Source organism: Prosthecobacter fluviatilis (genome assembly GCF_055388355.1).
Window position 1 is genome coordinate 1,502,985 of sequence record NZ_AP043782.1, and the last position, 21,557, is coordinate 1,524,541.

The following is a 21,557-nucleotide window of genomic DNA, read 5'->3' on the forward strand; positions in this document are numbered from 1 at the left end:
GTAGAATACATGAGGCGGAGCATCGTGCACCGTCAGTAGCACGGGCAATCCTGCCCGTGTAGAGCGCACTCTTTGCGGGCAAGATTGCCCGCGCTACTCCGGACTCATGCCGCTCCTTCATCAAACGCCAGCGCGGCCATTTCCCGGTAATACGATGAGCTCTGCAGCAATTCTTCGTGCGTGCCGCTGGCAAGAATGCGCCCCAGATGCAGCACGTAAATCACGTCTGCCTCCACAATGGTGCTGAGGCGGTGGGCGATGACGAGGCTGGTGCGGTTGGCGCGCAGGCGGGCCAGCGCGGTCTGGATGAGGTGCTCGGACTTCACATCCACAGCGGAGGTGGCTTCATCAAGCAGGAGCACGGGGGCATCTTTGAGGAAGGCGCGGGCGAGGGCGAGGCGCTGGCGCTCCCCCCCGCTGAGGAGGACGCCGCGCTCGCCCACCTCGGCATCGAGCCCTTCGGGGTGGCGGCGCACGAAGTCTTCCGCGCAGGCGTCGCGCAGGGCGGCCCAGAGTTCGTCATCGGTGGCGGAGGGTTTACCGAGCAGGAGGTTGTCGCGCACGGTTCCGGCAAAGAGAAAGGCCTCCTGCGTCACGTAGGCCAGCGTGGCGCGCAGGAAGCGTTTGCTCAGCTTTGGCAAAGGAATGCCGTCCAGCGTGATGGTGCCACCCTGCGGATCGTAGAAACGCGTGAGCAGCTGGAAGAGCGTGCTCTTGCCCGAGCCCGTGGCGCCGACGATGGCTATGGTCTGATGCCGAGCCGCCTTGAGCGAGATGTCATGCAGCACCGGCTTGTCATCGCGATAGCCGAAGGTGACACCGTTGAATTCGACCTCGCCGCGCACTGCAGAGAGCGACTCCCCGGCATCGAGATCTTCCTCCGTTTCGTCATCGAGGATGGCAAAGACGCGCTTCGCAGCAGCCAGTCCGCTGAGCAGCGTCTGGTTCACCCCATGCAGGCGGGAGATGGGCTCATACAGAAAGCCGACGAGCAGCAGAAACTCCATGAGCCGCCCCGCTGTCATCGCCCCCTGCACGCACCACCAAGAGCCCGCCATCAGCAGCAGCACGAGGCCCGCATTTCCCAGCAGCGTCATGGACGGCGCATAAAAGGCCCACGCCGCCATCAGCCGCGTCTGCCGGTCCTGCAGCCGCTGGCTGGCGGCCAGAAACCGCCACTGCCGCATCTCCTCAGCCGTGTAGCTCTTGATCTGGCGGATGCCCGAGATCGTGTCGTGCAGCGTGGCATTCAGCGCGCTGGTGGCCTCCCGTGCCGCCGTGGCACGCGGAGACACCCAGCGCGAGTAGATCCACCCGCCAGCCGCGATGAAAGGAGTGGGCGCCAGCACCAGCAGCGCCAGCTTCATGTCCGCCACCATCATGACGATGGCGGTGACGAGGATCTGCAACAGCGCCGTGCAGCCCTGCTCGATGCCTTCCAAAATGACGCGCTGTGTCGCAGGCACATCATCCGCCAGCTTGGTGAGGATGTCTCCCGTGCTCTGGTGGTCAAACCACCCCAGCGGCAGCCTCGCCATCTTGCGGTGCAGCCGCCCGCGCAGGTCGGTGATCATGCGCTGCTCAAAGGTGCAGTTCACCCGGGTGCGCACATAGAAAAGCCCCTCACGCAGCGCAAAGGCCAGCAGCGCCAGGCCACCCGCGCGCCAGATCAGGTCCGCACGCCGCTGCGGGATGATCTCATCCACAAACCAGCGCACCACCCCCGGAAAGACATAGATCAACCCCGTGCCCGCCACCGCCAGCCCGAGCTGCAGCAGCGCGATCCGCCAGTGCGCGCGTGCAAACACGAGCAGGCGGCGCAGGGCAGCGCTGTTGGTCATGGGAGCAGGCGCAAGAGTCATGGAGAGGCTAGACGAGCGAGCGCGGCGTGGGATTCAAGCGGATGTGGAATTTGATGCGCAGGAGAGGCATTCAATTCCAGGAAATGCCGGCATCGCGTTTTTAAACCATGCGGCGAAAGCACGAGGAACGAGTGAGGCTGCCGCTTTCGAAAGTCTCGAGGCAGGCTCAGGATTCCTGCCTCTCGAGAGCTGCATGTCCAGTGAGAGCCTCTACCTTCGAAGGCTCGAAGATGCCCGCTCCTCCACCCGGCCATCGGAAAGCGGTAGCTGCGGTCGTTCCTCCCTCCGCGACCGCACTCCAAATTCAGCGAAGATCCCCATAGTCCAGCTGCCCTCAAAACGAAAAAAGCTCCGGCCCTTGCGGCACCGGAGCTGATTTGAAGAGATCGAAGCGGAACTCAGCCCACCAGATGCACCTGGGGCATCGGCACCACAAACTTGCCGCCGCGGGCCAGGAAGTCGCTCTCACGCTTGAGGAACTCCGGCATGAAGTGCCACGGCAGCACGAGGTAGTAGTCCGGCTTGGCGGCGCGGGATTCCTCCTCGGAGATGATCTTGATCTGCGTGCCGATGGTGTACTTGCCCCACTTGATCGGGTTGCGGTCAGCGATGGCAGGCACCAGGTCCGGCGTCACATTGCAGTACTGCAGGGTGGTGCTGCCCTTGGTGGAGGCACCGTAGCCGTGCACCAGCTTGCCCTCGGCCTTGGCCTTCTTGAGGAAGGCATCGAGGTCGATGCGGATGCGCTCGATGTTGTCGCGGAAGACGGCGTAGGGCGCGTCGGAGTCCAGCGCCATTTCAAACTCGCGGATGCGCAGTTCCTGCACACGGGCGGCGGCTTCGGCGGATGGCTTCACCTGCCCGGCGTTGGCGACGACGAGGCGGAAGCTGCCGCCGTTCACATCATTGAGATGCACGTCGATGACCTCCAGACCGTGGTCGCCAAACAGGCGCTCCAGCACTGCCAGCGAGTAGTACTCCAGGTGCTCGTGGCAGATGGTGTCAAAGCTGTTGATGTCCAGCATCGCAGGGAGGTAGCTCTGCTCCAGGATCCAGATGCCGTCCGTGGCCAGCACGTCGGCGATGTCCTGCACAAAGGCGTGCGGGTTTTCCAGGTCGTAGAACATGGAGATGCTCGTCACCACGCGGGCCTTTTCCGTGGCGTGAATGCTCTTGAAGGCGCGGGCGGAGAAGAAGTCATTCACCACCGTGAAACCCTTGGCACGTGCCTTGAGGGCCACGTCAGAGGGGTCGATGCCGATGTGGCGCAGGCCCTTGGTCTTGTAGCTGGAGAGCAGCGTGCCGTCGTTGCAACCGATGTCGAGCACGATGTCCTTTTCACGCAGGCCCACGGTCTGCTCCACGAGCTGGGTGATGCCCGTGAGGTTGTCGATCATGGACTGGTTGATGCCGGACTCGTAGTAGTAGCGGTGATACAGAACCTTCGGCGGCACGGAGTGGCGCATCTGCACGAGGCCGCAGGCGTTTTCATCCTGGGAGGGGTCGCAGCGCACGAGATCGAGCGGCACCTTGCGTTTGATGAGCGCGCTGCCGTCCTCGCTGGCCAGCACACCGCCAATAAACTGGTCTCCAAGGCTGACGACGGGAGTGAGGCTGCGGGAGCCGCAGATGCGGCAGGTGTTGCGGGTGATGAGGACGGGGCGGAAAGCTTGGATGGCCATGGGCTCAATTGGCATTGTTGTGCTGGTGTGTCCAGCTAGATTCATGGGCAGGATCAGACGCGGGCGGTGGCGCGGTTTTCAAGGAACCACTGGTAGGTGCGGGCCACGCCTTGGCGGAAGTCGGTCTTTGCCTTCCAGCCGAGTTTTTCCATGCGGCTGACGTCCAGCAGGCGGCGCGGGTTGCCGTCCGGCTGCGTGGTGTCCCACTGGATCTCCCCGGTGTAGCCAATGATGGTTTTGATAGCCTCCGCCGCATCGCGGATGCTGATCTCCGAGCCGGTGCCGATGTTGATGATGTCGGGGCTGCTGTAGTTTTCCAGCAGGAAGGCGCAGGCGGAGGCGAGGTCGTCCACAAAGAGAAACTCCCGCGTAGGCTTGCCGCTGCCCCAGAGGGTGACGCTGGGTGCGCCGGTCAGCTTGGCCTCATGAAAACGTCGGATCAGCGAAGGCAGCACGTGCGAGTGCTCCGGATCAAAATTATCAAAGGGGCCGTAGAGGTTCGCCGGCATGCCGCAGATGAAGTCGCGCCCGTATTGGTGCCGGTAGCCCTGGCAGAGCTTGATGCCCGCGATCTTGGCCACACCGTAGGGCGCATTGGTCTCCTCCATCGGCCCAGTCATGAGGCTGTCTTCACGGATGGGCATCTCCACCACCTTCGGATAGATGCAGGTGCTCCCAAGGAAGAGCAGCTTCTTCGTGTCATGGCGGTGCGCGGCGGAGAGCACGCTGTTCTGGATCTGCAGGTTGTTGAGCAGGAAATCCACCGGCTGGGTGTAGCTGGCCTTGATGCCGCCCACCGTCGCAGCTGCCAGGATGACCTGGTCCGGCCGCTCTGCGGCAAAGAAAGCATCCGTGGCATGCTGATCACGCAGGTCCAGCTCGGCCTTGGTTCGGGTGATGATCTGCCACTCGGGCTTGTCAGCGTAATGGCGCAGCAGCGCGCGTCCGACGAGACCCTGATGACCGGTGATGAATAGTTTGCCGCCTGATGAAGACATGCCTGCATGCCTAGCGGAAGCACGTGCGGTGTCCAGCACAGGTTCAGTTTCCAAGCGACAATGCTGCGGAGGCTGCAACGGGCGGGTGAAAACATGTCATGCTATTTTATAGCAGGTCTTTGCATGCAGGCCTGGGATTCAGTCTTTGCTGATCACCTCTGGCCGCCACTCTCTTGGAGAGAGTGGCGACCCCTACGAGAATCGAACTCGTGTCGCATCCGTGAAAGGGATGTGTCCTAACCGCTAGACGAAGGGGTCGTTTGCTCGGATTGAGCGGGCGGAGATAGTGCTTTCGATGTGAAATTTCGCAAGAGGAAAATGATAATAAAATGAAAAAAGTGCAAAGCCCCTCGCCAGCACATTCGCAGCCGATTTTTTTACCCCCTGTGCGGACTGCGGCGCGAGTACGCGAATGATCCTGATATTTGAGCAGTAGGCGTCGTTCCGCAGCACCTCGCGTCATTGCACGTGTCATGAGCCGTTGGCTCCAAGCACGCACGTTCCCGAACAGCCCACACTCCAAGCTGTTTGGCGAAAGCGGTTATGGCATGGCTCAATCACCCATCGCAAATCCATCTTCTCATCTCGCTCATGCGCCCGCCGCGAAAGACCAAGAGCGCGGCGATTATCAGCAATTCAGCTCAAACCAGCATCCAGCAGGATGGCGTCTCAAGCACGCGCCTTGGGAATGAGGGCAATCTTTGAAGTCATAGCTCGTGAGTAGGAAAGCCCCCGAGCTTTTTTAGCAAGTCCCAGGGCAGAGAATGCATGCGGGACATCGGGGCGTTGTAATTGCGAAGGGATCACTGAGCAAAACGCATGTTCAAAAGCATCTGGAGAAAGGGTTGCTGAGCAATGGTTCAGAAGAAATGAAAACAGTGGAAAATGCTTGAACAATCGTTCATTAATAATTAACCTCAGTTAAATAACTCAAATGCCGAGGTATTTGTTTATAATTACTAGATTTTTCACACAGGCTTGCTATCTTGCTATGTCGGGCCGCTTCATCTGCCGATGAGTTTTTCGTTCCGAAGTTTGTTTCAGCGTGGAGTCGGTTCTAACGAACCGAGGCAGGACGCTCCGCAAAACTTCGCGGTAACACATCTCCAGAGAGTGGCTGGCAAACACAGCCTCTCTTTCATGCAAGCATCTCACCCCCAACAGTTTTCAGCCGGAGCCTCCCCCTTTCAAATGGGAGGAAGCCCGCTCTTCAAAACCGCTGGCAATGAACCGATCGCTGCACCGCCAATCAATTCAGCTGCAGGGATGTCCCCCTTCAGCGTGATCGGTGCCACGCCCACGAATACACCGCTGACGGTGGGAGACGTCATCAATCAGCTGCCCGCCGAGGTCGTGCGCATGGGGGCCCTGCCAGCAGAGCAGCCGCTGTCCCTGCCCCCTGCCCTGCTGGAAAACGCGCTGCGCAGCGGACAGGCGGCCCTGCCGGTGTTTGAGCTCTACCGTGTCTGCCCCGCACTTTTTCAGGTGCCCATCTCCCCCCCAGGACCCACGGCTCGTGGCGCTGCCTGCGGCCAAGCTTCCGGGGCTGATCGCCCAAGCACGCGAAAGCCAGGGCGGAGCCCCGTCCGCAGCATCGGTGCCATCGCCTTTCTCGCTAGGCCAGCCGGGAGGTGCCGCACCAGCGCCCGCTGGCTCCCCCTTTCAGATGGGGCATTCCCCGGCAGCATCGCCTTTTTCCATGGGTGCGGGCTCCAATGGCTCGCCCTTCAACATCCCTCAAACGCCCAAGGCACCCGAGTCTGCTGGCTCGCCTTTCTCCATGGGCGGCAGCACCAACGGCTCTCCCTTCTCTGCTAGTGGTGGCAACAACGGCTCCCCCTTCGGCGCTCCGCAGCAGACTCCCGCAGCACCGCCTGCTGGCTCGCCTTTCTCCATGGGCGGCAGCACCAACGGCTCTCCATTCAGCACTCCGCAGCAGGCTCCCGCAGCACCGCCTGCTGGCTCGCCTTTCTCCATGGGCGGCAGCACCAACGGCTCTCCCTTCAGCGCTCCGCAGCAGACTCCCGCAGCACCGCCTGCTGGCTCGCCTTTCTCCATGGGCGGCAGCATCAACGGCTCTCCCTTTGGCACTTCGCAGCAGACTCCCGCAGCGCCACCTGCTGGCTCACCTTTCTCCATGGGCGGCAGCACCAACGGCTCTCCCTTCAGCGCTCCGCAGCAGTCTCCCGCAGTGCCACCTGCGGGCTCGCCTTTCTTGCTCGGCGGCAGCCTGGGCGGCGCTCCCTTTGGCACCTCGCAGCAGACTCCCGCTGCGGCACCCGCTTCTCTTTTCGCTCCTGCACCGCAGGAAGGCGGCTCGGCACCTTCGATGGGCCCGTCTGCGGCCTCCATTTCCACCCTCTTCACGCCCTCTTCCCAGCAGAAGGCATCCACACCTTCAGACGTGGCGCCAGCTCCTGGACTGCCATTCGGTTCTCCGTTTGTCTCAGCAATGAAGGAGGCCGCTCCGCCAGCGGAGTCGTCAGCGCGGAATCCCTTTGCCCCTCAGCCGCAGTCCGCAACGCCCGGCGGTGCGACTTCCGGCATGGCCAAGCTCGGCTTTGCCGCCGTGCTTGGTGGTTACAGCGTCGAAGAGCTCGGCTTCAATCCGACCACCCTGCCAGCATGGATCACCACCAGCGTTCCGGTGAGTGTGCTCAACGAGCAGATTTCTTCCGGCAACATCATCGTGGAACTCGGCATGCTGATCGATGGCATCTCCGACCTCGGTTTCCGCAACACCATCGCCAGCGCCAAGCGTGATTTCAGGATCAAGCTGCCGCAAAACGAGGTGTTTCATGCCATGACCAACGCCTCTGCAGCCCCTGCCGCCGCGCCGGCAGGGGCCTCCTTTGGCAACCCCGGCCAGGCGCAAAACACCGCCTCACGCCTCTCGGTGCAGCCCATGCCGCAGCAGCAGTCCCCGCAGCCCATGTTTGCCAGCGCACCCGCTGCGGCAGAGCCAGCGGCGCAGGCACCCACGTTTGGCGCGGCACTTTCCGCCTTCGCACAGCAGGGCCAGCCCGCCGCGGCATCACCGCTGATCCCGGCGTTTGGCCCAGCCCAGAACGGAGGTACTTCAGCGCCGTCGGCGTTCAGTGCCCCGGCCTCAGCACCAGCCTTTGGCTCCACGGCTCCAACCGGAGGGCCTGGATCATTTGCATTTGCCCCTCCCGCCGAAGCCGCGCCACCGCCACCCGCACCTGCTCCCTTTGCAGCCGTGCAGCCGACTGCGGCCACCCCATCCAAGCCACTGCAGCCCCTCTCAGGCGTATTCCCCGCCTTTGGAGCTCCGCCGCCCTCGCCTGCGGCATCTGCACACCATGCGCCGTTCTCCGGAGCGACCACCAAGCCCTTCGATCCTTTTGCCCCCTCCTCCGGGCCGCTGGCAGCCACCAAACCCCATTCGGAGTCAGGCTTCAACAGCGCCCAGTTGCTCGGGCAGTCACCCACCGCGCATCAGCAGCCAGCCTCGATTTTTGCCCCGGCCCCCGAGGTCAAGCCCGCCGCCAGCCTCTTCTCCGCACCATCTCCGGCCCCCTTCCAGCCTACGCCCTCCTTCGCCCCAGCTCTGGAGGAGATACCCTCCTTCCCCAGCACGGCATCTTCAGCGTCACAGCCCGCCTCACGCAGCCTCTTCAGCGCCGCCTCCGCAGCCGTGCCCCTCTTCTCTGAGCCAGCACCATCGCAGCCAAAGCCGGAATTCAGGCCCGCAGCACAGCCCGCCACCCTGGCTGGCTCTGCCAAAATGCCAGAGGTCAAGCATTCCTACCTCGGACTTTCCCCGCTCGACACCCAGACGGACCAGCTCCTGCTGCGTGCCCTGCTGAGCACCGAGGAAAAGCTCACGGCACCGCGTGTCGTGGAGCTGCTGGCCCTGCAGCAGGGCCTGAGCGCCTGCGTCTGCCTGCACGGCTCCCACGTCCTCAATCACGCCGACCCCTCCAAGCCGGAAGCCCTGGAGTTCCAGCGCCAGGTGCCGGACATCGCGCGTCAGATTCGCGGTCTTGCCCCGCTCATCGGCATCGACGGGGCGGAGACCTTCACCCTCAATGCGGGCGGGCGACTGATCACGTTCTGCTTCCCGGGGAGTTCCATCGTTGGTGTGCTGCACAATGTTGAACCCTCCACCGGCATGCGCGACAAGATCACCCTCATCGCACGCGAACTCGACCGCATGCTGGGCTAAGGCGCACCGACAGGCTGCGGCATCCCTCACTCCCCATTCGTCATCCCCCTCAGCCATGCCCAGCATCAATCACGACGACCGCACCATCAGCTTCAAGATCGTGTACTGCGGCACACCGCTCAGCGGGAAGACCTCCAATCTTCAGCAGATCCACGCCAAGCTGGACCCCACCGGACGGAGCGATCTCGTCTCCCTCTCCACGGCGCAGGACCGCACGCTCTTCTTTGATTTCCTCGCGGTGGAGGCCGATGCCCTGCCGGGCTACAAGACCTCCTTCCACCTCTACACCGTGCCCGGCCAGATCACCTACAACGCCACGCTGCAGCTCGTGCTGAGGCAGGCAGACGGAGTCGTCTTTGTGGCGGACTCCCAGATGGACCGGCAGCGCGACAACCTGCAGTCCCTGCAAAGCCTGGAAGCCAACCTGCGCATGAACGGCAGTGCGCTGGAGCGCCTGCCCATCGTCATCCAGTACAACAAGCGCGACCTGCCCAATGCTGCGCCGGTGGAGTACCTGGAGTACCTCTTCAACAACCGGCCCACGCCGTTCCTCAGCTTCGAGTCAGACGCCCGCACCGGGCGCAACGTGCTCGCCACGCTCAATGCCATCTCCCAGGCCGTGCTGCATCAGTTCCGCCTGCGCACCGCACCGCCAGACAGCAACGGCACGCCCAAGGAGATGCGCACGCAGGAGCTAGCCGCCGCCTGAGACGCCGCGCCGCCGCAGAGCACCGCCCTCCATCCTGACTTTTTTCCGCCGCCACCCCACTCTCCCATGGAACTCGCCGCGCTCGTGTCATCCCTGCCGGCTGTCATTCAGGCTACCGTCGCCGATGACGCCGGACGCGTGCTGGCCTGCGCTGGAGACGATGCACCGCCCACCGCCGCCGTCTTGGTGCTGGCGCATGCCACCCTCTCCGCCGCCGCCGAGCTGGGCCGCCGCTCTGGCAACGGCGAGTGCCTGGACATTGTGCAGCAGCATGAGAGCGGCGTGATCTACCTGCACGCCCTGCCGCACCACCGCCTGCTGCTGGTCCGCTGCAAGAGCTCAGCTACCATCCCTGCCCTGCGAGATGCCTGCACCCGGCTGATGCGTCCCATCTCCCCTCTACTGCAAACGCCACCAATTCCCGCCTTGGATCTCAGCGATGCCATGCACGCGCCTCCACGGTGGTGAGCGCCTGCAACGAGCGCCCAAAGTCTCTGCCTCAAGTGCCAACGCTGGGAAGACCAGTCCGCACTGGGAGCGCAGGTTTTTAGCCGGCTCCGGGACACTCCGCCGCCGCAACACGCCCCGTGGCAGCAAGCAGGCCGACAGCCACAGGGACGCTCGTCCTGAGCCGATGTGAACACAGCACTCCAAGCAAAGAGCTGTGCCTTGCCAAACCTTCTGGAGTGATACAATCGCGGTGATTGTTTGAGTAGGCTGTGATAGGGATGCCCCACCCATCCCCCGCGCCTTCATGACTTCCGCAGCAGCCCGGCTTTTCCTGCTTCCTCTCCTTCTCTGCGCACTCCCGGCACGTGCACTGGAGCGCTTTGATTTCTCCGCACCGCTGATGTTCACCACCTTCCGAATCTCCGTGCATGCGCAAGACCGTGCGCAGGCGGAGAAGGCGGCGGACGCGGCCTTCAAACGCATCGCCGCGCTCAATGCGGTGTTTTCCGACTACGAGCCGAACAGCGAGCTGATCCAATGCTGCAATGCCGGACCGGACAAGCCGGTAAAAGTGAGCGCAGATCTCTACGATCTGGTGCATCGCTCGCAGCAGCTAGCAGAGATCACCGACGGGGCTTTTGACATCACTTGCGGAAACCTGACGCATCTTTGGCGGCGCACCAAGCGCACGCACCAGCTCCCGCCTGCAGAGAGGCGGCAGCTGGCGCTGGCCGCCACGGACTGGCACGCCCTGCGGCTGGATGAAAAGGCGCACACGCTCACGCTACTGAAGCCGGGAATGCTGCTGGATGTGGGCGGCATCGCCAAAGGCTATGCGGCGGATGCGGGGCTGAAGGTGCTGCGTGAGCACGGCCTGAACAGCGCGCTGATGATGGCGGGCGGAGACATCGCCATCGGCGATCCACCACCGGGGGAGGATGCGTGGGAGATCAAGCTGCGGCAGTTTGCCACTCAGAAGCCGGAGGAGGATCTGATCTCCGTGCGCCTGCACAATTGCGGCGTGTCCACCTCGGGGGATTTGTATCAGTTCACCGAGATCGAAGGAAAGCGGTACTCGCACATCGTGTCTCCCTTCACCGGCATGGGGCTCACGGAGAGAATCGCCTGCTCGGTCATCGCCCCCGACTGCACCACCAGCGACGCCCTAGCCACGGCCATGTGTGTGCTGGGCAAGGAACGTGGAGAGAAAGCGGCTTCGCAGATCAAGGGAGTGACGGTGAAGTTTGCGCAGACAACCGCAGACGCGAAGTAACCGCACCGCACACAGCGGCAAGAAAGCCTATTGCTTTCTGATTGATGCCTCTCTTCCACCGCGCATTCTGAAACATGACTTCCTCCGGTTTGCGCAAGAGTCTTGATGTGGTGGCCGCCATCGAAGCGGCCAAGGGCACCCTCGTGCTGCTGGCAGGCTTTGGCCTGCTGGGGCTGCTGCACCGCGACCTGCATGCGCTGAGCGGCGAGATCGTGGCCCATCTGCACATGGACCCCGCGAGGAAATACCCGCACATCTTCATCGACCTGATGTCTTCGCTCAATGACCACAAGCTATGGCTCATGGCGGGCATGGCGCTGCTGTACTCGACCATTCGCTTTGTGGAGGCCTACGGCCTGTGGAAGCAGAAGACCTGGGCGGAGTGGCTGGCGCTGGTGGGCGGCTGCATCTACCTGCCGGCTGAAATTTACGAAATCGCGCGGAAGATCACTGTCATTCATGTGGGCGCACTGGTCGTCAATCTGGTGGTGGTCCTGCTGATGGCGAAGGTGCTGCTGCAAAAGCGCCGCAAGAAGCAGGCGCAAGGCTGAGCCTTTATTTGAATGGCCCTCAAAGGCATCTATACGCTAAACCCACCACATCATGTGCATGGAATTCGGCAACACCTGGAAGCAGATTCGATCCACCCTGATCGCAGGCTTGATCATTGGAGCCGTGGCAGCGGCAGCAGCCGCAGGCTTCAGCCACCACGAAGGACGCCCTTTGGACTTCAAGGTGCTGCTGGCTCTTCCTCTCGGCATAGGCGTGATGATTCCCCTGTTTGTGCTGCCCACCCTGCTCGTGTCCATCCGGATCGAGGATGGCATGATATCCCACTGGCTGTGCCGTCGCTGGAAGCTTAGCGAGGGACGTGTGGAAAGCCTGACCAAAGTGGAGATCGCCATGAGCACGGGCGCGAAGTTTTATTTCTCCGACCGCAAACCCATCTCCTTCATGGGGGCGGACCTTAAAAACTTGGAGTCCATGTGCCTGTACCTCTTGGAGCTGCGACCAGAGTTTGATCAGTTCGTCTTTGGCTCACGCGCGTCGATGATCCTGAAGACAGTGAGGCTGTTTAAGGAGAAGCGGCAGGGGGCATGAGCCAGGTCAGGGTATTGTAGTACCGGCTTCAGCCGGTTCTGGGTAGTGTTGGAATGGAGTGTGCGCTCCACGTCACGCCAGCTATCCTACTCTACTCTGGTATGTTGCGGCTGAAGGCCTGCCAGACACGCTCAAATCGCTTGGAGAGTTTATGCTCGATCATTTGGCGCGGGTCTCGATCACGAGGATAGGCATCACAGCCACGAACCTGCCATTCCTTGGAGTTCTTTCGGACCGTCAATTCCCACGACAAGTAGGAGCATGCCGGACGATCGTCCTGCGTTTGGAAAAAATAGGAGGGTCGCCAGGAAGAGACTTTTTGGGAGTCCAGCTCTCTCCAAAAGCGGCTGACTTCATCCTCCGACAAAAGTCGGGATGCCTTCCTGGCTTTTGCAACATCACTCGTCCGGATCACGGTGATCCGACTGCCTTTGATTTCATAAACCGTGCTGGCAAAAAAGCCGCCCATGTAGAGCCGGGCAAAGTCGGATTTGGCTTCATCTTGACGGCGACTGGTGCACCCAACGGCAAATTCAAGCCACAGACAGCAGGCTATGAGCAAGGGAAGCTTCATGGGTTTCACAGCAAAGATTTCTTTTTCCTGAACTCTCCCGGCGTCATGCCCGCGCGCTTCCGAAAGGCCTCCGCCATGTACTGCGGGTGCGTGAAGCCGCAGCGGGCGGCGATGGCATCGAGCGTGAGGTCGGTCTCCACCAGCAGCTTTTCCACTGCAGCAAAGCGGATGCGGTTGATCTCCTCCCCTGGGCTGCGACCGATGAAGGCCTTCATGCGGCGCTCCAGCACGCTGCGGGAGAGCGCGGTCTCGCGCGCCACGCGGGCGACGTCGATCTGCTCGGTGGCGTGCTGGCGGATGAAGCGCAGCGCAGCGGCGATGCGCGGATCTTCCACCGCGACGATGTCACTGGATTGGCGCACGACGATGTCTCCAGGTGGGAGCAGATGATTTTCTCCAGGCTTGGGGATGCGCTGCTTTTTCATCCAGGCATCGAGCAGGCGGGCGGCCTCGTAGCCAGCGGCCTGGCCGCGCAGGCGCACGCTGGAGAGCGGCGGAGAGGCGGTGTCGCAGAGCATGGTGTCATTTTCCGCGCCCACCACGGCTACCTCTTCAGGAACAGCGATGCCCGCACGCCGCGCGGCATCCAGCAACCAGAAACCGAGCTGATCATTCACGGCAAAGACGCCCACGGGTTTCTCCAGCGAGACGAGCCACTCGGACAACGCCTGCTGGTGGGCGTCCCAGCGCAGGCGGCGGCTGGATTTGAAAACGGAGCAGTCAAAGCCTTGGGCGCGCAGGGTTTTGACAAAGAAAGTGCAGCGCTCCTCAAAGAAGGCCTCCGAGGTGTCCAGGTAGCAGGCAAAGCGCTGAAAGCCGCGATTGCGCAGATGCTCGGCCACACGGGTGCCCACGATGCTGTTGTCCATGCCGACAAAGGGAAAGCTGTGCGGCAGCACGGTGGTGCGCAGCTCGATGACCGGCAGTTTGGTGGCCTTGAGCTGGCGCAGCAGCGCGGCATCCACCGTGCGGGAGAGAATGCCGTCTCCGGGCCAGTCTTTGAGCCAGTCGGGGAAGCGGCTGTGGAGATCGCGCGGCTCCAGGTAGAGCGACCACGGGCCGTGCTCAGCCACATATCGGCGGACGCCGCGCACGATGTCGCGCCCGTAAGAGCGTGAGGTATCCACAAGTACGGCGACCTGCGGGATGCGTGCGGGGTTGGTGCGAGGAGCCTGCGGCATGGGTGAGATGCAAACCGGAATCTGCCCATGGACGCAAGCACGAAGAGCAGCGCAACGGGCGAAGGCATTATTTTTGTAACGAAACAAACGGCTTAGGGTTACCCTGCGCAACATGCGCCTCTCCCGTACCCAAGCCTCCCCTGCCCTGCTGCTGAAAGCAGGCTGCACGATCCTCGTGACGGCCTGTCTGGCGGCCTCGTCACAGCTGCCGCCGAACGAGGTGAAGATCTCCACGGACAGGGAGTACCGGCGCATCCAGGCCAACGGCATCCCAGACCACACGCCGGGGCAGTTCCCCAACCGGCACAACCCGAACGTGATCGGGCCGCAAAGGTATGACTACAAGGTGCCGCTGCACCCGAAGGTGGCTGAGAAGCCGGTGCCATACCATATGCAGCCCTTTGGCATCGGGGTGAATGGCGTGGTGTTTGACCCCTTTGCTGCGGAGTGGTGGCAGGGCAATCCGGCCAGCGGCTGGCAGTACGAGCCGCACGGCGGAGCTATTGATCTGGGGCTGGACTCCAGCAATGCGCATGTGCAGCCCAATGGCGCGTATCATTACCACGGCATACCCACCGGGTTGATCGAAAAGCTGGCGGGCGACCAGAAGAAGATGGTGCTCGTCGGCTGGGCGGCGGACGGCTTCCCCATCTACGGCCCCTATGCCTACAGCGACGCCAAGAACTCGGACAGCCTGGTGAAGAAGCTGGTAGCCAGCTATGCGGTGAAGCAAGGCACGCGCCCGGCGGGATCTCCCGGCGGCAAGTATGACGGCGCCTTTGTGCAGGACTACGAATACGTGGAGGGCAAAGGCGACCTGGACGCCAGCAACGGACGCTACGGTGTGACGCCTGAGTTTCCCAAAGGCACCTACTACTACGTGCTAACGGACACCTACCCGTATGTGCCGCGCCAGTTTGCCGGCACGCCGGACGCCAGCTTTGCCCGCCGTGGCCCTCCCGGTGGCGGCTTTGGCCCTCCAGGACGTGGCCGTCGTGGCGGCCCCGGCGGCATGCGCCCGCCAGGCCCTCCCGGGCCTCCGGGATTTGGCCCGCCGCCGTTTTAAAGCTGCCCAGATGCGCCGCAACGGGTGCGGATTGATTCCAGACCAGTTGCGGCGCAACTGTACTACTTTATGGGTGATGCCGAATGACCGACCACCCGCTGCTGCGCCGACTGCCGAAATCCACCGACTGCTCCAATGACGAACTGCTGGCGGCGTTTCTGGACTACGTGGCGGAGAAAAATCTGGAACTGTACCCCGCGCAGGAGGAGGCGATCCTGGAGCTCTTTGATGACCGCAATGTGATCCTGAACACGCCCACGGGATCGGGCAAATCGCTGGTAGCGCTGGCGCTGCATTTCCGCTCTCTGGCCAAGGGGCGGCGCTCCGTGTACACCTGCCCGATCAAGGCGCTGGTGAATGAGAAGTTTCTCTCCCTGTGCCGCGACTTTGGCCCGGAGAATGTGGGCATGGCCACGGGGGATGCCACGGTGAACCGCAGCGCGCCCATCCTCTGCTGCACAGCGGAGATTCTGGCCAACTACGCCCTGCGGGACGGCGCCGACGCGCCCTTCCGCGAGGTGGTCATGGACGAATTTCACTACTACTCCGACCGCGAGCGCGGCGTGGCCTGGCAGGTGCCTTTGCTGACGATGAACAACGCGCGCTTTCTGCTGATGTCCGCCACGATGGGCGGCTCTGATTTTTTCAAAGAGAAGCTCAGCACGTTGACGAAGGCCGAGACGACCGTGGTGGCGGCTTATGAACGGCCGGTGCCGCTGGAGTTCAGCTATGCTCAAACTTCGGTGGATGTGACGCTGCAGGAGCTGGTGGCGGCGAACAAGGCGCCGGTGTATCTCGTGCACTTCACGCAGAACGAGGCCGCCCAGGCGGCGCAGGACCTGATGAGCCTGAACTTTTGCAGCACAGCGGAGAAGGCCGCGATCAAGGAGTCGCTGGTGGGGTCCAAGTTCACGAGCCCTTACGGCAAGGAGGTGAAGAAGTACATCAGCCACGGCGTGGGCATTCATCATGCGGGGCTGCTGCCGAAGTATCGTGTGCTGGTGGAGAAGCTGGCGCAGCGCGGGCTGCTGAAGGTCATCTGCGGCACGGACACGCTGGGCGTGGGGGTGAATGTGCCCATCCGCACCGTGCTGCTGACACGCCTGAGCAAGTACGGCGGCGAGAAGGTGGCCACGCTGAGCGCACGGGATTTTCACCAGATCACCGGACGTGCCGGACGGCGCGGCTATGACGATGTGGGCTACGTCGTGTGCCAGGCACCGGAGCACGTGATCGAAAATGCAAAGATGGATGCCAAGGCCGCAGGCGATGCGAAGAAGCTGCGCAAGATGGTGAAGAAGAAAGCGCCGGAGGGCTTTGTGGGCTGGAACGAGGACACCTACAAGAAGCTGCAAAACGCCGCACCTGAGCCTCTGGCATCCCGCTTTCAGGTGTCCCACGGCATGCTGCTCCAGGTCCTGAGCCGCAAGGGAGACGAATGCGCGGCCATGCGCCAGCTCATCGCGGACTCGCATGAAACAACGAACGCAAAAAAGCAGCACGAGAAGCGCGCGTGGGAGCTTTTCCGCGCGCTGGTGCAGCGCAAGATCATCGAGATCATTCCACCCAAGCAACGCGATGCTCAAGGCACCAAGCTGCGGCTGAATGTGGAGCTGCAGGAGGATTTTTCGCTGAACTACACGCTGTCGTTGTACCTCATCGACACGCTGGCGCTGATCGATCCCGCCTCGCCCACCTACGCGGCGGATGTGCTGACGCTGTGCGAGTCCATTTTGGAAAACCCGGACATCATTCTGCGCAAGCAGCTGGATCAGGTGAAGACCGAAGCCATGACTGCGATGAAGAACGAAGGCGTGCCGTATGAGGAGCGCATCGCGCGGCTGGAGGAGCTGGAATATCCCAAGCCCTGCCGCGACTTCATCTACAGCACCTTCAATGCCTTCAGCGAGGTGCACCCATGGATCGGCCAGGAAAACATCCGGCCCAAAAGCATCGTGCGGGAGATGTTTGAGAACTTCCGCAGCTTCAGCGACTACATCAACGACTACGAACTGCATCGCGCCGAAGGCGTGCTGCTGCGCCACCTCTCCAGCGTGCACAAGGTGCTGGCGCAGACCGTGCCGGAGAATTTTAAAAATGAGTCCGTGCAGGAGATGGAGGCCTGGCTGGCCGGCGTGCTGCGCGGCACGGACTCCAGCCTGCTGGATGAATGGGAGCGCATGCGCGACCCGAATTTCAAACCGGACGAGGTGGTGGAGAAGCGCGAGGAGGCGCCCGACATCACGCGCAACAAGCGCGAGTTCACCGCCCTCATCCGCACCGAGATCTTCCGTTTCCTGCGTCCTCTCTCTCTGGAGAACTATGGCACCGCCGCAGCCACCGTGACAGGTGGCGTGAACGCGGACGCCCTGGCTGCCATGATGGACCCATACTACGCCGAGCACGAGCGCATCCGCCTGGACAACGAAGCCCGCAACGGCCGCCACACCTACGTGGATCCAAGCGAAGACCAGGCCTCATGGCGCGTCTGCCAGGTGCTGATCGACCCCGAAGAGCTGAACGACTGGCAGGCGGAATTCAGCGTGGATCTGGCGCAGGCACGGGAGGATGGAAAGCCGACGCTGGTGCTGAAGGGTGTGGGGAAGATTGGGTAGCTCATCATAGTTGCTCAGTTGCGCCGCAACTGAGAGGTTTTCCGGTCCAGTTGCGGTGCAACTGGGCTACTTTTCCACCCGCACCGCCGAGTGCTTGTAGCTGGGCTGGCGGCTGTGAGGGTCGAAGGAGGCATGCGTGAGCTGGTTCACGCGAGGATCGTGCATGGGCAGGAAGACTTCACCGGGCCTCACGCAGGTGGTGAGGCGGGCTTTGGCGGTGAGTTCGGCACGCTTGGAAATAACGCGCACGGGCATGCCTTCGCGGATGCCGAGAGGGGCGGCGTCGTTGGGATGGAGATCGAGCATGAGCTCCTGCGGGATCATCTTGGCGAGCACGGCGGACTTTCCCGTACGCGTCTCGGTGTGCCACTGAGCGCTGGTGCCGCGGCCGGTGATCAGGACGAGCGGATACTCCGTGCTGCGCTGCTCCGGAATGGCCTGCGGGGCCTCGAAGACAAACTTCGCTCGTTTGTCGGGCGTGTAAAACTTCCCATCCTCAAACAGGCGGCGCTCCTTCCAGGTGGTGGCTTTGAACTTGGCGGCGTCATCTTTGGACAGCGGCCACTGCACACCGCTGGATTTCTGCACCATCTCATGGCCGGCGATGCCGGAGATATCGCAGGGCTGGCCCTCGGTGCAGCGCTGCAGCACACGGAAGACGGCCTCGGGCGTGCTCCAGGCGCGGAAGAGATCCTCGCAGCCCCAGTAATGGGCGATAAGGCGGAAGATGTGGAAGTCCGCAAGCGCCTGCCCCGGAGCACGGCGTACCTTGGGACTGTAGCCGATGCGGCGCTCGCTGTTGATAAAGCAGCCGTCCTTTTCCCCCCAGCCTGCGGCGGGCAGCACGAGGTGGGCGCGCTTGGCTGTCTCTGTGCTGCAGTACATGTCCTGCACGACGATGAAGTCGAGCTTGTCGAGGATGCGGTTGATCTCATTTTGGTCGATCCACGAGTGGCTGGGATTGGTGGCGACAAACCAGAGGGCTTTCACGGTGCCTTCATCGGCGGCCTTGAGGATCTGGTCATACGCCAGGCTGGGGCGGTCGGGGATGCGCTGCACGGGGATGCCGGTGGCGGCGGCGACTTTTTCACGATGGCGCGGATTGCGGAAGTCGTGGCCACCGAGAAGATTTGTCGTGTTCGAGAAAAGGCGCGAGCCCATGGCATTGCACTGGCCGGTGATGGAATTGGCACCGGTGCCGGGTTTGCCGATGTTTCCCGTCATCAGCGCCAGATTGATGATGGCCTGGGCGGTGCGTGTGGCCTGATGCCCCTGATTCACCCCCATGGTCCACCAGAAGGAGACGCGCAGCGTGCCGTGGATGATGGTCTGGGCGAAATGCACAAGGCGATGCACGCTAATGCCCGTCTCCTCCGAGACGCGTGCGGGATGGTAGTCCGCGAGGAATTTCTCGAACTCATCGAAGCCGGTGGTGTGCTCCTCCACAAAGGAGGTGTCCACTCCGCCGTCCCGGATGATGAGATGGGCGATGCCGTAGAGAAGGGCGAGGTCGCTTTTGGGTTTGATGGCATAATGCTGCGTGGCGGCCATAGCGGTCTCCGTGGCGCGGGGATCGACGACGATGATCTGCGGGTTGCGCTTGTTGCGCAGGACGCGCTGCCACATGATGGGATGGGCGATGCAGGGATTGGCCCCGATGAAGACGAGGACATCGCTCTCCTCAAAGTCCGCGTAAGTGAAAGGAGGCGCATCAAAACCGAAGCTCTCCTTGTAGGCGGTGACGGCGGTGGCCATGCACTGGCGGGTGTTGCCATCGCCATGGATCATGCCTAGGCCAAACTTGGTCAGCGCACCGAGAAAGGCCATCTCCTCAAACATGATCTGCCCGGTGCTGATGAAGGCGGCGGCCTCGGGGCCATGCTTGTCCAGCACGGCGCGCATCTGATCGCAGAAGTACTTGAGGGCGGTGTCCCAGTCCACCTCTTTGCCATGCAGCAGCGGCATGCGAGCGCGGTCGGGTGCGTCCAGCACGCTCAGCGCTTCCCAGCCTTTGGGGCAGGCGGTGCCGATGTTGACGGGATAGTCGGGGTCCGGTGTGAGATTGACCGCAGCGCCGTCTTTAAGATGCACCTTCAGACCGCAGCCGGTGGAACAGAAGCCGCAGACGGCTTTTGTAGCGGCGTCTGGCAGCAGATGCGCCGGCACCTGACCGAGCCCGAAGCGCGCGGGCTCGCGCACGAGGTCGGCGGTGAGCGGGCCATCCCACTCGCGCAAGGTCATGGCGGGCAGTTTCATCATGGTCAGTTTCCTGGCATTTTAGAGCCTGCGGAGGCGGTGAAGAAATAGAGCCTCTCGATGAGCTGGCTGCCGAAGGTGAGCAGCAGCGAGAGGGTGAACATCCAATGGGCGGCAGCACCACCGGCGATGGTCACCGGTATGAGCAGGCCGGTGGCGATGAGCAGTAGGCCACGTGCTTCGATGTGATGCGGGAGATGCCGTTGCAGGATGCGTGCGGATTTGTGCCAGAGGCAGGCCTCATCTGCCAGCGCACGGCGGTAGGAGGAGATCTCCCACAGTGACAAGGTCCAGCGGAAGAGAAGGACCAGCGCCATGGCCCACGTGGCGGCCGTGATTCCGGCCCAATGCCACACGGCGGCGCACAAGCCAGCACCCAGCAGCAGTGTGGTGCCGAGAAATTTGACGCTCACATTCTTCAGCGACCAGAAGGGCCTGCGTGTGTCCACATAGACCATGACGGAGCACCACACCGCGAGGAGTGCGGCGATTGCGGTGCCGGTGACGGCGAGGCGCATCCACTCGATGTTTCCAAGCCACCAGGTGGCAGCAATAGCCGTGCCGCCTGCCGGCAGCGCACCGAAGGCCATGATCTCTCGGGAGAGCCAGCTTTTGCGCCAGCCAAGGAAAGCGCGCCAGGCTTTGAGCGGCTGGCCGAGATGAAGCGTGCTGAGAGCCACGCCCGCCAGACCGACGATGAGCGCAGCAGCACTGGTGATGGCAGCCTGCGGCAGGGTGAGCAGGTGCAGCCACATGGCTGCGCCGCAGAAAGTAAAGGCTCCGGCGCTCATCTGAGTGAGAACGAGCATCCATGCGAGCGGATCGTGATGACCGTGATCGAGATCCAGACGGCCGACGTCGGCTGGCTGCGCGGCGGAGGGCACGGGCTGTGTGGAGATGTAGGTGGTGGTGGGGCGTGTATAGCTGGAATCAAACGCACCGGCAATCATGCTACCGCGATCTGGCACGACATCGATCTTCACGACCTTGATCTTGATGGCCTCATTGGGGCAGGACTGCACGCAGGCGGGGGCCTCTCCCTCTGCGAGGCGGCCCTGGCACATGTCGCACTTGCGCACGATGCCGCGCTTGAGGTTGAACTTCGGCACATCGTAAGGGCATTTCAGGATGCAGTAGCTGCAGCCGATGCACTGGTCGTCCAGATGACGCACGATGCCGGTGCTGCTGTCCTTATCATAGGCCAGCACGGGGCAGCCGTCTGCACAGGCAGGATCTGCGCAGTGGTGGCAGGCGGTGGTGACGGTCTGCAGGTAGGGCTGCTTGCGCGTGCCCACGAGCAGGCCCATGTCCCGCCAGCTCTCTCCTTCATCCAGGCCATTGAGGGAATGGCAGGCGGCCACGCAGGCCTTGCAGCCGGTGCAGGCGTCGAGATTGACCTCAAAGGCGTACTGCTCCCCCGGCTGCGGCTTGCTGAGGGGGATGAGGTGCGTGAAGCGCTCACGCACGGAGCGGGAGTCGTATTCTTCGGAGAAGAGGGCGACGGGCGTACGAAGCGTCTGCTGCTCGCGGAGGGCGGCGTCAATGATGCTAGCGCCGGAGCCTCCGGCTGAGATTGAACGCTCCATGTCGCGGATCATGGC

At 62.6% G+C, this 21,557-nt stretch carries 17 protein-coding genes and 1 tRNA gene; 10 read left to right on the forward strand and 8 right to left on the reverse strand.

Annotated elements, in window-relative coordinates:
* Positions 1-104: 104 nt before the first annotated feature.
* From ACZ5WW_RS05775 to ACZ5WW_RS05790, 4 genes are all read right to left on the reverse strand, one after another.
* On the reverse strand, positions 105-1,862 hold the full coding sequence (locus ACZ5WW_RS05775; RefSeq protein WP_377166833.1) for an ABC transporter ATP-binding protein: 1,758 nt from the start codon (positions 1,860-1,862) through the stop codon (positions 105-107).
* Between the two features lie 398 nt (positions 1,863-2,260).
* Positions 2,261-3,544, reverse strand: a complete 1,284-nt coding sequence (locus tag ACZ5WW_RS05780) for a class I SAM-dependent methyltransferase (protein ID WP_377166831.1) — start codon at positions 3,542-3,544, stop codon at positions 2,261-2,263.
* A gap of 53 nt (positions 3,545-3,597) precedes the next feature.
* Positions 3,598-4,542 carry a GDP-L-fucose synthase family protein gene (locus ACZ5WW_RS05785; protein WP_377166829.1) on the reverse strand — a complete coding sequence of 315 codons (945 nt, stop codon included), beginning with the start codon at positions 4,540-4,542 and terminating at the stop codon, positions 3,598-3,600.
* Positions 4,543-4,725: 183 nt separating this feature from the next.
* Positions 4,726-4,800: transfer RNA gene (locus ACZ5WW_RS05790), tRNA-Glu, on the reverse strand.
* A 215-nt stretch (positions 4,801-5,015) separates the two neighbouring features.
* On the opposite strand from ACZ5WW_RS05790, the gene ACZ5WW_RS05795 reads away from it, so the two are divergent.
* The 8 genes from ACZ5WW_RS05795 to ACZ5WW_RS05830 all read left to right on the forward strand — a co-directional run bounded on the left by ACZ5WW_RS05795 (position 5,016) and on the right by ACZ5WW_RS05830 (position 12,264).
* Positions 5,016-5,234 (forward strand): hypothetical protein, encoded by a 219-nt coding sequence (locus ACZ5WW_RS05795; RefSeq protein ID WP_377166827.1) that lies wholly within the window; start codon positions 5,016-5,018, stop codon positions 5,232-5,234.
* Between the two features lie 574 nt (positions 5,235-5,808).
* The gene (locus ACZ5WW_RS05800) at positions 5,809-6,360 is read left to right on the forward strand and encodes a hypothetical protein (protein WP_377166825.1); all 552 of its coding nucleotides are present in this window, start codon (positions 5,809-5,811) and stop codon (positions 6,358-6,360) included.
* Positions 6,323-8,731 carry a hypothetical protein gene (locus ACZ5WW_RS05805; RefSeq protein ID WP_464694217.1) on the forward strand — a complete coding sequence of 803 codons (2,409 nt, stop codon included), beginning with the start codon at positions 6,323-6,325 and terminating at the stop codon, positions 8,729-8,731. The genes ACZ5WW_RS05800 and ACZ5WW_RS05805 overlap by 38 nt, the downstream gene beginning before the upstream one ends.
* Positions 8,732-8,786: 55 nt before the next feature.
* Positions 8,787-9,440, forward strand: a complete 654-nt coding sequence (locus ACZ5WW_RS05810; protein ID WP_377166821.1) for a GTP-binding protein — start codon at positions 8,787-8,789, stop codon at positions 9,438-9,440.
* A 66-nt stretch (positions 9,441-9,506) separates the two neighbouring features.
* A complete protein-coding gene (locus ACZ5WW_RS05815) occupies positions 9,507-9,908 on the forward strand; it encodes a roadblock/LC7 domain-containing protein (RefSeq protein ID WP_377166819.1) in 402 nt (133 codons plus the stop codon).
* 286 nt (positions 9,909-10,194) lie between these two features.
* Positions 10,195-11,163, forward strand: a complete 969-nt coding sequence (locus ACZ5WW_RS05820; RefSeq protein WP_377166817.1) for an FAD:protein FMN transferase — start codon at positions 10,195-10,197, stop codon at positions 11,161-11,163.
* A 74-nt stretch (positions 11,164-11,237) separates the two neighbouring features.
* The gene (locus ACZ5WW_RS05825) at positions 11,238-11,714 is read left to right on the forward strand and encodes a DUF2127 domain-containing protein (RefSeq protein WP_377166815.1); all 477 of its coding nucleotides are present in this window, start codon (positions 11,238-11,240) and stop codon (positions 11,712-11,714) included.
* Positions 11,715-11,766: 52 nt separating this feature from the next.
* Positions 11,767-12,264, forward strand: a complete 498-nt coding sequence (locus ACZ5WW_RS05830) for a hypothetical protein (RefSeq protein WP_377166813.1) — start codon at positions 11,767-11,769, stop codon at positions 12,262-12,264.
* A gap of 91 nt (positions 12,265-12,355) precedes the next feature.
* On the opposite strand, the gene ACZ5WW_RS05835 is transcribed toward ACZ5WW_RS05830, so the two are convergent.
* Together ACZ5WW_RS05835 and ACZ5WW_RS05840 are read right to left on the reverse strand one after the other, a co-directional pair.
* Positions 12,356-12,838 (reverse strand): hypothetical protein, encoded by a 483-nt coding sequence (locus ACZ5WW_RS05835; RefSeq protein ID WP_377166811.1) that lies wholly within the window; start codon positions 12,836-12,838, stop codon positions 12,356-12,358.
* A gap of 5 nt (positions 12,839-12,843) precedes the next feature.
* Positions 12,844-14,019, reverse strand: a complete 1,176-nt coding sequence (locus tag ACZ5WW_RS05840) for an AraC family transcriptional regulator (RefSeq protein WP_377166809.1) — start codon at positions 14,017-14,019, stop codon at positions 12,844-12,846.
* A gap of 112 nt (positions 14,020-14,131) precedes the next feature.
* Here ACZ5WW_RS05840 and ACZ5WW_RS05845 point away from each other — a divergent pair, with 112 nt between their 5' ends.
* On the forward strand, positions 14,132-15,085 hold the full coding sequence (locus tag ACZ5WW_RS05845) for a YHYH protein (RefSeq protein ID WP_377166807.1): 954 nt from the start codon (positions 14,132-14,134) through the stop codon (positions 15,083-15,085).
* An 83-nt stretch (positions 15,086-15,168) separates the two neighbouring features.
* A complete protein-coding gene (locus ACZ5WW_RS05850; RefSeq protein ID WP_377166805.1) occupies positions 15,169-17,700 on the forward strand; it encodes a DEAD/DEAH box helicase in 2,532 nt (843 codons plus the stop codon).
* A 66-nt stretch (positions 17,701-17,766) separates the two neighbouring features.
* Here ACZ5WW_RS05850 and ACZ5WW_RS05855 read toward each other — a convergent pair whose 3' ends face one another.
* Both ACZ5WW_RS05855 and ACZ5WW_RS05860 read right to left on the reverse strand, forming a co-directional pair.
* Positions 17,767-19,959 (reverse strand): molybdopterin oxidoreductase family protein, encoded by a 2,193-nt coding sequence (locus tag ACZ5WW_RS05855; protein ID WP_377166803.1) that lies wholly within the window; start codon positions 19,957-19,959, stop codon positions 17,767-17,769.
* A 2-nt stretch (positions 19,960-19,961) separates the two neighbouring features.
* Positions 19,962-21,542 (reverse strand): DmsC/YnfH family molybdoenzyme membrane anchor subunit, encoded by a 1,581-nt coding sequence (locus ACZ5WW_RS05860; RefSeq protein WP_377166801.1) that lies wholly within the window; start codon positions 21,540-21,542, stop codon positions 19,962-19,964.
* Positions 21,543-21,557 lie beyond the last annotated feature (15 nt).

Coding starts and splice junctions, on each gene's coding strand:
- ACZ5WW_RS05775 (WP_377166833.1), bottom strand. CDS start 1,862: ATGACTCTTGCGCCTGCTCCCATGACCAACAGCGCTGCCCTGCGCCGC.
- ACZ5WW_RS05780 (WP_377166831.1), bottom strand. CDS start 3,544: ATGGCCATCCAAGCTTTCCGCCCCGTCCTCATCACCCGCAACACCTGC.
- ACZ5WW_RS05785 (WP_377166829.1), bottom strand. CDS start 4,542: ATGTCTTCATCAGGCGGCAAACTATTCATCACCGGTCATCAGGGTCTC.
- ACZ5WW_RS05795 (WP_377166827.1), top strand. CDS start 5,016: ATGAGCCGTTGGCTCCAAGCACGCACGTTCCCGAACAGCCCACACTCC.
- ACZ5WW_RS05800 (WP_377166825.1), top strand. CDS start 5,809: ATGTCCCCCTTCAGCGTGATCGGTGCCACGCCCACGAATACACCGCTG.
- ACZ5WW_RS05805 (WP_464694217.1), top strand. CDS start 6,323: ATGGGCGGCAGCACCAACGGCTCTCCCTTCTCTGCTAGTGGTGGCAAC.
- ACZ5WW_RS05810 (WP_377166821.1), top strand. CDS start 8,787: ATGCCCAGCATCAATCACGACGACCGCACCATCAGCTTCAAGATCGTG.
- ACZ5WW_RS05815 (WP_377166819.1), top strand. CDS start 9,507: ATGGAACTCGCCGCGCTCGTGTCATCCCTGCCGGCTGTCATTCAGGCT.
- ACZ5WW_RS05820 (WP_377166817.1), top strand. CDS start 10,195: ATGACTTCCGCAGCAGCCCGGCTTTTCCTGCTTCCTCTCCTTCTCTGC.
- ACZ5WW_RS05825 (WP_377166815.1), top strand. CDS start 11,238: ATGACTTCCTCCGGTTTGCGCAAGAGTCTTGATGTGGTGGCCGCCATC.
- ACZ5WW_RS05830 (WP_377166813.1), top strand. CDS start 11,767: ATGTGCATGGAATTCGGCAACACCTGGAAGCAGATTCGATCCACCCTG.
- ACZ5WW_RS05835 (WP_377166811.1), bottom strand. CDS start 12,838: ATGAAGCTTCCCTTGCTCATAGCCTGCTGTCTGTGGCTTGAATTTGCC.
- ACZ5WW_RS05840 (WP_377166809.1), bottom strand. CDS start 14,019: ATGCCGCAGGCTCCTCGCACCAACCCCGCACGCATCCCGCAGGTCGCC.
- ACZ5WW_RS05845 (WP_377166807.1), top strand. CDS start 14,132: ATGCGCCTCTCCCGTACCCAAGCCTCCCCTGCCCTGCTGCTGAAAGCA.
- ACZ5WW_RS05850 (WP_377166805.1), top strand. CDS start 15,169: ATGACCGACCACCCGCTGCTGCGCCGACTGCCGAAATCCACCGACTGC.
- ACZ5WW_RS05855 (WP_377166803.1), bottom strand. CDS start 19,959: ATGATGAAACTGCCCGCCATGACCTTGCGCGAGTGGGATGGCCCGCTC.
- ACZ5WW_RS05860 (WP_377166801.1), bottom strand. CDS start 21,542: ATGGAGCGTTCAATCTCAGCCGGAGGCTCCGGCGCTAGCATCATTGAC.